Source organism: Polaribacter sp. WD7 (genome assembly GCF_003335085.1).
Lineage (GTDB): Bacteria > Bacteroidota > Bacteroidia > Flavobacteriales > Flavobacteriaceae > Polaribacter.
Genome location: NZ_QPEJ01000018.1, coordinates 521121 through 533227 on the forward strand (window position 1 = coordinate 521121; position 12107 = coordinate 533227).

13 protein-coding genes are annotated in these 12107 nt (G+C 30.3%); 8 read left to right on the plus strand and 5 right to left on the minus strand.

What is annotated here, in order from left to right; genetic code table 11:
- Positions 1-16 precede the first annotated feature (16 nt).
- From DUT90_RS11595 to DUT90_RS11610, 4 genes are read left to right on the plus strand one after another with little or no spacing between them, the layout of a single operon-like run.
- On the plus strand, positions 17-370 hold the full coding sequence (locus tag DUT90_RS11595) for a YtxH domain-containing protein (RefSeq protein ID WP_114427345.1): 354 nt from the start codon (positions 17-19) through the stop codon (positions 368-370).
- A gap of 3 nt (positions 371-373) precedes the next feature.
- Positions 374-721 carry a hypothetical protein gene (locus DUT90_RS11600; RefSeq protein WP_114427346.1) on the plus strand — a complete coding sequence of 116 codons (348 nt, stop codon included), beginning with the start codon at positions 374-376 and terminating at the stop codon, positions 719-721.
- A 12-nt stretch (positions 722-733) separates the two neighbouring features.
- Positions 734-934 (plus strand): hypothetical protein, encoded by a 201-nt coding sequence (locus tag DUT90_RS11605; protein ID WP_114427347.1) that lies wholly within the window; start codon positions 734-736, stop codon positions 932-934.
- A gap of 27 nt (positions 935-961) precedes the next feature.
- Positions 962-1552, plus strand: coding sequence for a hypothetical protein (locus tag DUT90_RS11610; RefSeq protein WP_114427348.1), 591 nt, complete (start codon positions 962-964; stop codon positions 1550-1552).
- An 81-nt stretch (positions 1553-1633) separates the two neighbouring features.
- Here the strand turns inward: DUT90_RS11610 and DUT90_RS11615 are convergent, their stop codons facing one another.
- On the minus strand, positions 1634-2686 hold the full coding sequence (locus tag DUT90_RS11615) for a helix-turn-helix transcriptional regulator (RefSeq protein WP_114427349.1): 1053 nt from the start codon (positions 2684-2686) through the stop codon (positions 1634-1636).
- 299 nt (positions 2687-2985) lie between these two features.
- Here DUT90_RS11615 and DUT90_RS11620 point away from each other — a divergent pair, with 299 nt between their 5' ends.
- The 3 genes from DUT90_RS11620 (at position 2986) to DUT90_RS11630 (ending at position 4996) form a co-directional block, all read left to right on the plus strand.
- The gene (locus DUT90_RS11620; protein ID WP_114427350.1) at positions 2986-4071 is read left to right on the plus strand and encodes a DNA topoisomerase IB; all 1086 of its coding nucleotides are present in this window, start codon (positions 2986-2988) and stop codon (positions 4069-4071) included.
- 143 nt (positions 4072-4214) lie between these two features.
- A complete protein-coding gene (locus DUT90_RS11625) occupies positions 4215-4664 on the plus strand; it encodes a PA2169 family four-helix-bundle protein (RefSeq protein WP_114427351.1) in 450 nt (149 codons plus the stop codon).
- Between the two features lie 170 nt (positions 4665-4834).
- Complete coding sequence (locus DUT90_RS11630; RefSeq protein ID WP_114427352.1) at positions 4835-4996, plus strand: DUF1328 family protein; 162 nt, start codon at positions 4835-4837, stop codon at positions 4994-4996.
- 59 nt (positions 4997-5055) lie between these two features.
- On the opposite strand, the gene DUT90_RS11635 is transcribed toward DUT90_RS11630, so the two are convergent.
- The 4 genes from DUT90_RS11635 to DUT90_RS11650 all read right to left on the minus strand — a co-directional run bounded on the left by DUT90_RS11635 (position 5056) and on the right by DUT90_RS11650 (position 10385).
- The gene (locus tag DUT90_RS11635; RefSeq protein WP_114427672.1) at positions 5056-6054 is read right to left on the minus strand and encodes an App1 family protein; all 999 of its coding nucleotides are present in this window, start codon (positions 6052-6054) and stop codon (positions 5056-5058) included.
- A gap of 74 nt (positions 6055-6128) precedes the next feature.
- Positions 6129-8522: a sodium-translocating pyrophosphatase gene (locus DUT90_RS11640; protein ID WP_114427353.1), complete on the minus strand. Its 2394-nt coding sequence runs from the start codon at positions 8520-8522 to the stop codon at positions 6129-6131.
- Between the two features lie 265 nt (positions 8523-8787).
- Positions 8788-9324: an inorganic diphosphatase gene (locus DUT90_RS11645; protein WP_114427354.1), complete on the minus strand. Its 537-nt coding sequence runs from the start codon at positions 9322-9324 to the stop codon at positions 8788-8790.
- Between the two features lie 80 nt (positions 9325-9404).
- Positions 9405-10385: a pyruvate dehydrogenase complex E1 component subunit beta gene (locus DUT90_RS11650; RefSeq protein ID WP_114427355.1), complete on the minus strand. Its 981-nt coding sequence runs from the start codon at positions 10383-10385 to the stop codon at positions 9405-9407.
- An 834-nt stretch (positions 10386-11219) separates the two neighbouring features.
- On the opposite strand from DUT90_RS11650, the gene DUT90_RS11655 reads away from it, so the two are divergent.
- Entirely contained in the window at positions 11220-11966 is a 747-nt protein-coding gene (locus tag DUT90_RS11655) for an electron transfer flavoprotein subunit beta/FixA family protein (RefSeq protein WP_114427356.1), read from the plus strand.
- Positions 11967-12107: the final 141 nt, after the last annotated feature.

The window sequence follows — 12107 nt, forward strand, 5'->3', positions numbered from 1 at the left end:
CATTAAAAAAATAAACATGAGTAATTTATCAGGAGTAATATTAGGAACAGTAGTTGGGGCAGCGTTAGGAGTTTTATTTGCACCAGACAAGGGTGAAAACACTAGAAAAAAAATAAAAAAAGAAGCTTTATCAACTAAAGATAAGTTAGCGGAAGTTGCTGTAGATTTAAAAGATCAGGTAAATGCTACAGTAAGTTCAAAAAAAGAAAATTTTGATTCTCAGTTAGAAAGTGTGATTACAAATGTAAGTTATAAAGCGGAAGATGTAATTTCTACTTTAGAAAAAAAATTAAGTGAATTAAAAGCAAAAAATAAGGAGTTTCAAACAAAAAGAAACGGAACGCCAAAAAACGATCCAATAACGGCCTAATATATGAGTATTATAGATAATATAAATGATTCCTCAGATAGCGCTGTAGATACAGGTAAAAAGTTTGTGAAAACTTCTTTTGAGTATTATAAACTAAAGCTTTTTCAAACACTAACAAAATCTTTAAGTACTGTTGTTAAGCTTATAGCTGTAGGTGGGTTGTTAATGATAGGGGTAGTGTTTTTATCTATATCTACAGCAGTAGCAATAGGAAATCATGTAGAAAGTATTCCATTAGGATTTCTTTATGTTGGACTTTTTTACGTCATTTTAAGTACAATCATGTTCTTTCTTAGTAAAAAAGTAGATCAAAAAATAATCAAGAATTTATCAAAAAAATTCTTTACCTAAAATTCTTTAAAAATGAAGACGTACGAAAATTTTACTCAAATACAGCAAGATCTAGAAAAATTGAATCTTGAAAGGCAGATAGCTTTAGAAGAAGTAAAAGTTATTAAACATAACTTTGAGGAAAGCTTAAAACCGTTAAGTTTACTGTCAAGTTTTGCAAAATTTGGAGCAAAATACGGGTCTTTGCTTGTGTTAAAGAAAATATTTAAGTAGAACAATTAATATAAAATGTAAAAGATTATGAAGAAAGTAATTATGACTATTATGGCAGCAGCATTTATTGTTAGCTGTGATGTAAACCAAACAAAAAAAACAAAACTCCCAGAAGTTGAGGTAGATGTAGAAACCGAGGCAGGACAATTACCCTCTTATAATGTAGAATGGGCAGATATAAATGTTGGTACAACAACAAAAAAGGTAACAGTACCTAAAATTGTAGTGATTACGGAAGAAGTAGAAGTAGAAGTACCATATGTAGATGTTGATATGCCAAATGATAACAATAATAAAATAGAAAAAGAAGAAAAAACGGTGTTAGTTGAGGTTGAGGTAGATGAAAATATGCATGAAATTGATATTAAAGAAATAAGGGCTTCTCAAAACAATCTAGTAGTAATATCAGAGTTAGAAGCAAAAAATCAGACTTTAGGTGATAAAAAAATTAGGATTTCAGATCAAATCACACTAAATGCTCCAGATTTAAACGTAAAACATTACATAGTAGGAGAAAAACCAGACAGAGTATTTAATAGTCAACACAAATACTTTGAAACGATGGAAGAAGTTGATGAAGCTTTACAAAAAGATTATAAGGTTATTTATTCTAAATAATATCATGATGGTTGGTTGATTTTGAAAACCTCAGAACGTAATTATACGTCTGAGGTTTTTTATGTGATAATTTGTAGAAGTTTAAGCTATTTCTTTTTGTTCTATTTCTGTAGTAACAATTGTAAGTTTCTTTTTGAACTCGTTAGGTGTAATATCATATTTTTCTTTAAATATTTTAGAAAAATAACTTCTACTACTAAACCCGATACTATAGACAACCTGAGAGATGTTCAAATCACTGTTTTTTAATAAATCTCTTGCATATTCTAGTCTTATATGCCTTATGTATTCTGTAACTGTTCTGTTATACAAGAATTTAAAACCATCTTGTAATTTGGCTTGTGTAAGACCAGAATCGTTAGAAAGTTGTTCTAAAGTATAATCTTTAGAAGGTTTTTTTACAATACCTTTGGCTAGTTTTCTAACAATTTTAAGTTCAGACTTAATTAATGACGTTGGTAAAGGCACTCCTTTTAACAGCATATCATGCTGCTGTATGTGCATAGAAAGTATTTCATAAACTTTTGCCTCAATTTTTAAAATTCTAAGCATGCCTTTTCCTTTAGCTTTTTTCATAGCAGCAATAACATCTGCCATTCTTAAATTTAAGGTGCCATAATTGGCAAATTTATGTTCGTGGTCTGTGTCTACAAATACTTCATATAACTTTTTACTTAAAGTAGATACATTAGTAGTTCTTTTCTTTAAAAACTGTTTTCTTACAATTTGAATAACGTTAACGTTTATTTTTTCTCCTTCAGGAAAAGAAATACAATTGTAACCATCTGTTTTATTTGTAAAAATTAAAGATTGAAACTGATCTATTTTATGCTCTTGATTTTGCGTACCAAATCTATGAGTTAAGAATCCTTCAGAGGGATACACAAAACGAATTGGGTTAAATTCTTCATGCGCTTTTAATCTAAATGTAATTTCTTTGTGTACTTTCAACTCAAAATCAAGAACATTTACACCCCAGTCAAAAGCAATAAATCGTATTGTTCCTATAGCTACGTCATTGTTAACTGTTAGTAATGTTTCGTTCCAGCTGTTGGTTATTAAACCACCTGTTACATCGTGTATTTGTTCTATAAAGTCTTTGGGACTATCTGCAATAATTTCTATTTCAATCATAGTGCATTTGTTTTTAAATCAACTATAAAGCTATTCACACTTATATAATTGTAAGGTTAGTTAATTATTATTTGAATCAATATTATACCCAATATCGTTACAATTTTGTTATATGTAACTTTATTTTTGTTAAACAAAACTATGTAAAATAGGATTAGTTGGTCTTAAAAAATTCACAAATTCTTTTTTTGACAATTTATATCTAATCTAAATAATTGTTAAATAAGCTATAATCTTTAAGGTTAAGGCGCTTTTAAGATGTTTTAATAATATCGCCATCAATAATAAAACTAAAGTCAATGTCTACATCAGTATTACATAAATCAGATATTACAAATTTGTTATTACATCCAGAAGAATGCATAAATGATTTTGATTTAATTTATGTATATGATCATCAGTTTGACATAAGACGAGAAAAAAAGGGTGATAATTTTATCTATGTTAAAAAGAATAAAATAATTAAAGAAGATAATTTCTTGACCAGAATACAGCAACTTGTTATACCGCCTATGTGGAAAAATGTGAAGATATCTAGTCTAGAAAACGGGCATTTACAAGTTGTAGGTAGAGATGCAAAAGGCAGAAAGCAATATATATATCATCCAAAATGGACAGAATTAAGAAGTAAAACGAAGTTTTTAAAACTGGAGGCTTTTGGAAAATATTTACCATTAATTAGAAAAAAAGTAGAAAGAGATCTTCAGCAAAAAACTTGGACATTAACCAAAGTTTTGGCTCTTATTGTAAAACTTTTAGAAGAAACCCACATAAGAATTGGTAACCAACAATATGCAAAAAGAAACAAAACTTATGGTCTTACAACACTAAGAACAAAGCATATATCTACTAAACATAGCAATTTGAAAATTCATTTTATTGGTAAGAGGGGTAAGAAACATAACATTACTATTAGAAATAAAAGACTAGTACAACTAATCAATCAATGTCAAGATATTCCTGGTTGGGAAGTGTTTCAATATTATGACGAATACGGAGAAAAAAGGAGTATTGATAGTTCTCTGGTAAATGAATACATTCATAATATTAGTGGACATAATTTTACGGCTAAAGATTTTAGAACTTGGTCGGCATCTCTAATTTGTTTTAACACTTTATGTGATTTTGGACTGGTAAGTAGTTCTAAAGAAATCAAGAAAAATATCATAAAATCAATAGATAGAGCTGCAAAAGAACTCGGTAATACTAGAAGTGTTTCTAAAAATTATTACATACATCCAGAAATAATAAAGAAATATGAAGACGGTAGTATTCAACCATTTTTTTTAAAAATAAATAAATATAAAAATTCTAAAACAGGGTTGACATCTTCAGAAAAAGCAATGTTATCTCTTCTTAAAAAATACACACCAGTAATAACTTAAGAGTTAGAATCATATGAGCTAAAACGTAATTCTTTTGAATTAACTTTTTGAAATAGCGTATGTTAATTTCGTAAACAAATATGTAGATGTAAAGCATTTGACATCTTTAAAACAAACAAATGTTAATTTAATACGTTAAAGTTATGAGTACTTATACAGAAGAAATAGGAAAGAAGCTTAATGCTCTTTTAGAAAAAACCTACGATGCTGAAAAAGGATTCAAAAAAGCTGCTGAAAATATTGAGAACTATGCGTTGAAACAATATTTCAGATCTAAATCAGAAGAAAGATATGCCTTTGGGCATGAGCTTAAGAAAGAAATCCGATCTTTTTATCAAGATGTTGATAAAGGAGGAAGTGTAACAGGTAGTATTCACAGAGCTTGGATGGATTTAAAATCGCTGCTTTCATTTGATGATGAAGAATCTATGTTAGAGGAAGCCATTAGAGGAGAAAAAGCGGCTGTAGAGGAATATGAAAATATTTTGAACGACACCAGTTTACCTACTAGCACCAAAGCTTTGTTAGAATCTCAAAAAAACAAAATCGAAAACGGTTTATACAATATCAAATCTTTAGAGAGTATTCACTAAAAAAAGGTTTTATGCTGTATAAAGAAGGATGTTTACGTAGTAGACATCCTTTTTTATTTGAGTTAATCATAATATCATAAACGTTAAATGTTGCTATAAATGCCTCGTATCTTTGAAGCAGTAAGAAATAGAAAATCTATTTTACAATATAAACTCAAAAAAATAAAATTATGTTACGTTGGACAATTACATTTATAGTCATTGCATTAATTGCAGGAATATTAGGATTTGGAGGAATAGCAGGGGCTGCAGCAGGACTTGCAAAAATTGCGTTTTTTATCTTTATTATACTATTTTTAGTATCATTAATAAGAGGTGGAGTAAGAAGTTAAAAGATAAATTTATGAAACTATCAAAACATAAACTGTTTAAATATTTTTAAACAGTTTTTTTATTGTATAAAGTTAAATTTTTTTGCATGTGCTATAGCTTCTTGTGTATTGTCTACTAATAGAAATGAAGTGTCTTTGTAATTCTTAGTTAGCTCTTTTATTCTAGATGTTTTCTTAGCGTTTTTAACACTTCTAAGGTAAATAGCCTTTACCTTTTCGGGGTACATTTTAGTTATTTCCATATAAATATCAATATCATGTTCTCCTGCATCACCAATTAATATGAAAGACATGTCAGGATAAGTAGAAAATATCTCTAAAATCTCTCTTTGTTTTTCTGGTTTTTCTTTTTGCATATTAAAAATATCCGCAAAACTTCTAAGTAGTATAGCTCCTTTAGGAAATTTATTTTCGTTCAGAAAAATTTCTAAATACCTGTATAAATTCCACGGACTATGACTTACGTAAAATAAAGGATTTGATTTTTTACCTGTAGTACCTCTGTGTAGTTTGTGATAAAATATAGAAGTTCCTTCTAATGCTTTTCTTTTATAAGGCGATTTAAAAAAAGTGTTAAACAACACTTTCCATTTTAATTTAGAGATGACACCTGTGTGTAAAATAGTATCATCAATATCAGATATTATTCCAAAATCTGATGTTTTTGGAGGTATTAAAAGTTCTCCTTTAAACTTGTTACTATTATTTATCCTTCTTCTAAAATTGCTGTTAGAAAAAGATATTTCAAAATATAACCAACCCTCTGAATTTACAAGTTTATGAAGATTTTCAATATTTTTTGCTATCTTAAAATAACCATGATTGTCTGTAATGGTTTTAATTTTTAGATTATTAGGTAATGTTACGGTTAGTTCTGTATTTTTAATTTCATCACTCTCAAACCTTTTCCAAGAATTTATTAGTAATTTTAAAATATTTCTACTTTGTAGGTTAATTTTCTCATCTTCTAAAGCTCTACCTCTAATAAAAAATTTGTTTTCGGTACCATAACTTTGAAAAACTATAATTTGTAAAGAATCTTTTGAGAAAAGCCCCATATTTTTAATTGTTAAAGTAAAAAAAAACCACACAAGGTGTGGTTTTAAAATATTAAAAAAGTCTTAAAGCGTATTTATTGTTTTTGTTTTACAATAAGCTTTGCTTTATCAGTTATTGCTTTTTCATCTATAGAGGTGTTAGCAGAAACAATTTCACTTGCTTCTTCTTTTGCTCTTTGTTCAATTTTGTCAACAGTTTCTTCCATTTTTTGTACATCATTAGTCACTACACTGTTTGTAGTTGTAATAGTTTTCATTGCAAGGGTTCTAGAGGTGTGTTTATTTTCTATCTTAATCTCTTGTATAGTGTTGTAGTCTGAAACAGTAGCACTATTTATGGCAATACTAGGTGCAATTACCAAAGCAACTACAGACATTAATTTTAATAAAATATTTAAAGAAGGTCCAGAAGTGTCTTTAAAAGGATCTCCAACAGTATCTCCAACAACTGCAGCTTTATGAGCATCAGTTCCTTTTCTACCCTGTTCTTCAATCATTTTTTTTGCATTGTCCCAAGCACCACCAGCATTTGATTGAAAGATAGCCATTAGAACTCCACATGTAGTAACACCTGCTAATAAACCTCCTAACATTTCAGCACCACCCAAAAATCCAACAGCAACAGGAACCGCAATAGCCAGTAACCCTGGCAAAACCATTTCTTTAATAGATGCTTTGGTAGAAATATCTACACATTTATCATATTCTGCAACACCATCAGCAGCATCAAAAATAGCACGTTGTTCTTTAGTAGCTTTACTCATATCAGAATCTACAGCTCTCATTACTTCTAATGCAGCTTTTAATTTTGGAATATCTCTAAATTGACGACGAACTTCTTCTATCATTGCCATGGCAGCTCTACCAACAGCATTCATAGACAATGCAGAAAACACAAAAGGTAACATACCACCCACTAATAAACCAGCCATAACGGTTGGTTTAGAAACATCAATTGCTGTTACTTTTGCAGTTTGCATAAATGCTGCAAACAAAGCCAAGGCAGTTAATGCCGCAGAAGCGATAGCAAAACCTTTACCAATAGCTGCGGTTGTATTACCCACAGCATCTAATTTATCTGTTCTTTCTCTAACTTCGCTTGGTAATTCTGCCATTTCAGCAATACCACCAGCATTATCAGAAATTGGTCCGTATGCATCTACAGCCAATTGAATGCCTGTATTAGCTAACATACCAACAGCGGCAATAGCAATACCATACAATCCAGCAAAATGATGCGAAACCAAAATTGCAGCAGCTATTAATATAATTGGAATCATAGTAGACATCATACCTACCCCCAAACCAGCAATAATAGTGGTTGCAGCACCAGTTTCAGATTGTTTTACAATTGAATTAACAGGGGGAGTTCCTGTCCCTGTATAATATTCTGTTACTTTACCCACAGCTAAACCAGCAACTAAACCGGCTAAAACAGCATAGAAAACGCCCATAGATGTAAATGTTGTTCCTCCAAAAGTCCATGTTTCTGGTAACATTTGATTAATGATAAAAAAAGAAGCGACTAACATTAAACCAGCAGAACCAAATTCGCCTATATTTAATGCCGTTTGTGGATTACCACCATCTTTAACACGCACAAAAAACGTACCTATAATAGACATAATAATACCAATGGCAGCTAAAACCAATGGTAAATACACAGCCCCCAATCCATCAAAAGAAGTAGCAAATGCAGGAATCTGTGTAAATGCGGCTCCTAAAACCATGGTACCAATGATAGAACCTACATAAGATTCAAATAAATCTGCACCCATACCAGCAACATCACCCACATTATCACCCACATTATCTGCTATAGTTGCAGGGTTTAGCGGATGATCTTCTGGAATACCAGCTTCTACTTTACCAACTAAATCTGCGCCAACATCAGCAGCTTTAGTATATATACCACCACCAACTCTTGCAAATAAAGCTATAGACGACGCTCCAAGTGAAAAACCAGAAAGTACGTTTAATACTTCACCTATTTCCCAACCTTGTCCGCTATAAATCATAAATAATGAGCTTAATCCTAAAACACCCAAACCAACAACACCTAACCCCATAACAGCACCACCAGCAAAAGCAACTTCTAACGCTTTACCTAAAGAATTTCTTGCAGCACTGGTTGTTCTTACATTTGCTTTTGTTGCTACTTTCATTCCTATAAAGCCGGCTAAAGCAGAACAAATTGCACCTACTATAAAAGATAAAGCTACCATACCGTTAGAACCTTCTTCTGCATTACCTTTAAAATACAGTAGTATGGCAACAGCAACTACAAAAATTGATAAGATCTTATACTCTGCTTTTAAGAATGACATTGCACCATCTGCAATATTTTTTGCAATTTTTTTCATTTTATCATCACCTTCGTCTTGTTTAGAGACCCAGGCACTTTTAATAAAAACGAAAGCTAAGGCCAAAACACCAAAAGCCCATAAGTAATCCACTATGTATTCCATATCTGTTAGTTTAATTTAATAATTTAAGGAGTTAAATGTAATAAAATTAAATTGATAAAAAAAAGCAATACAAATTAAGAATAATACATTTAAGTAGGTGTTAAATTATTATATGTATAAATATATGTTTTTGATATATTCAATTCAGATAAAAATTGATGAGATTTTGGTTATCAAAAACTTATTAATATGAAGCTTATAAGACTGGTATAAACAAAAAAAAACACCTAAAAAAGGTGTTTTTGTTTTTAAACTTTTTATTACTCTAAATAGTAAAAGTTCTTTTCTTTTTGTGTTCGCTATTATCATAACGATCTACACATTCATTATAAATTTTTATAGCGGCTTCAGCATTTCCCCAACCACCAGTATCTACTTTTTTCTTTTCTAAATCTTTATAGACTTGAAAAAAGTGTTCTATTTCTTTTAATCTATGTGGATTTAAGTCTGAAATATCCATTTTTTTACTCCAAATAGGGTCAGACACAGGTACGCAAATTACTTTTTCATCAGGACCTTTTTCATCTGTCATATAAAAAACACCTATGGGTCTTACTTCCATAACTACCATAGGATAAGTGGGTTGATGTCCTAAAACCAATACATCTAAAGGATCTGAATCTAACGCCAATGTTTCAGGAATAAAACCATAATCTCCAGGATACATCATAGAAGAAAACAACATTCTGTCAAAACGAATTTTATTTAATGCAAAATCGTATTCGTATTTGTTTCTACTTCCTTTAGGTATTTCTATTAGCACGTCAAACGTAACAGATTGTTTTTTTTGTTCTTTGCTCATATTTGGTTCTTCATTTGTTTAAAAAAAGAAAACCTTTTTATAAAATTTACAAAAAGGTTTTTCTTATGATTCGTATTTTATTATTTAATGTATAAAACTTCTTTTACTGCTTTAATAACATCATTATGATTAGGTATCCATTTTTCTAGAAGTACTGGAGAATAAGGAGCAGGCGTGTCTGCTGTTGTAATTCTTTTAATTGGTGCATCTAAATAGTCAAAAGCTTCATCTTGAATTCTGTATGTAATTTCTGAAGCAACACTTGCAAATGGCCATGCTTCTTCCAAAACAACCAGTCTATTTGTTTTCTTAACAGATTCTATAATCGCAGCATGGTCCATAGGGCGTACTGTTCTTAAATCTATAATTTCTACAGAAATATTTTCTTTTGCCAATTCATCAGCAGCTTTGTAAGCCTCTTTTATGATTTTTCCAAAAGACACAATGGTAACATCAGTTCCTTCTCTCTTTATATCAGCAACTCCAATTGGTATAAGATATTCTCCTTCAGGTATCTCCATCTTATCACCATACATTTGCTCAGACTCCATAAAAATTACAGGATCATCATCTCTAATGGCAGCTTTTAACAAACCTTTAGCATCATACGGGTTAGAAGGTACTATAACTTTTAAACCAGGAGTATTAGCAAACCAGTTTTCAAAAGCTTGAGAGTGTGTTGCACCTAATTGACCTGCAGAGGCAGTTGGTCCTCTAAAAACGATAGGACAATTGAATTGACCACCAGACATTTGTCTGATTTTAGCGGCGTTATTAATGATTTGATCAATCCCAACCAAAGAAAAGTTAAATGTCATGTATTCTACGATAGGTCTATTTCCATTCATAGCAGAACCTACTGCTACTCCTGCAAAACCAAGTTCAGCAATAGGTGTATCAATTACACGTTTTTCACCAAATTCGTCTAACATACCCTTAGATGCTTTGTATGCACCATTATACTCAGCAACTTCTTCACCCATCAAATAAATGCTTTCATCTCTACGCATTTCTTCGCTCATAGCTTCACAAATGGCTTCTCTGAATTGAACTGTTTTCATTGATTATAAATTCTTGTCGTTAATTTTGAAAAGCAAAAATAAGGAATTAATTGTCAATTTTTATGTTCAATTATAGAAAGTAATTGAATTTTCTGTAATAAATACTCAATCGTTTTCGAAAAGCATTTTAAATGCTAAAAAAGTCGTGTCTCAATACTAATAAAAAGATAAAAATAATAGTGTCTTTGCGTTACTTTATAATTTAATCTTAGATATTTTAACAGTTCAAGAAACCTGTATTTATGATAGTTTTTTCATCAGAACTAACAATCAAGAAGATGTACCTACGGTTCAAGCTAATCAAGACGATAGCTTGATAAAGTTAATTCATGAAGAAAACTACACTACTGATATTTTGTAAAATAAAAAATTTACGGATTTCAATAAGCTTTTCCATATTCTAAATCAGAAGTATTACAAAAAACATACTCAATTTAATCAACAACAAAGGTTTACTTTAAGAAGTATTAGAAAAAGTTTCTAGAAAAATTTTTTGCTATAAACCGAATCAAATAAAAAAGTACAAAGGTCAAATTTGATGAAGAGGTAATTGCATATTTTAAAAATGAAACTTTTTCAAGTTAACCGAATTTACTTCACTTACACAAGCTTTTGTTGGGAATATAGATTGTTGTTAAATCATCAATTTGAAGCAAATATTCACTGTGTATTTAAATAATTTATTACAATTTTATAATAAAAATGTGAAATATAAAAAAACCAAGTCGTTTTCGATAAAATGTTAAAGTATTTAAAATTTATTATGCACGCATAGTATTTTTTAAAAAAAAGATGTAATTTCGCAATAACAATAAAGTACAAAATAAGAATTTTATGAAAATATTGGTGTGTATTAGCCACGTTCCAGACACTACTTCTAAGATTAATTTTACAGAAAATGATACAAAATTTGATACAAATGGAGTTCAGTTTGTAATCAATCCGTACGATGAGTTTTGTCTTACAAGAGCTATGTGGTTTAAAGAAAAACAAGGAGCTTCTGTAACGGTAGTAAATGTTGGAGGTGCAGAGACAGAACCAACCTTAAGAAAAGCCTTGGCTATTGGTGCAGATGATGCGATTCGTATAAATGCAGAACCTACAGATGGAATGCAAGTAGCTAAAGAATTGGCTGTGGTTGTTAAAGATGGAGGTTTTGATATGGTTTTAGCAGGAAAAGAATCTGCAGATTATAACGGACAAATGGTTCCTGGTATGTTAGCTACGTTAACCGGTTTTAATTTTATAAATGGTTGTGTTGGTATTGACGTAGAAGGAACATCAATAACTGCAGAAAGAGAAATAGATGGTGGTAATGAAACGCTATCTTCAAGCTTACCTGTTGTTGTTGGTGGACAGAAAGGAATTGTAGAAGAAAAAGATCTTAGAATTCCAAATATGCGTGGTATTATGATGGCTCGAAAAAAACCTTTACAAGTAGTTGAGCCATTGGGAGCAAACGTATCTACCAATATTCAATCTTTTGAAAAACCAGCACCTAAAGGAGCTGTTAAATTAGTAAATGCTGAGAATGTAGATGAGTTGATTAACTTATTACATAACGAAGCAAAAGTGATATAAAAAGATAAACGTTTAAGTATATCATTTATAATGGTTTACAACTAAGGTTTTAATGAAAATAAATGAATTTTTAGATTAAAATTAAAGGATAAAGAACAATCTAAACTAAAAAATCTAAAAATCTAACATTCTAAATAAAAA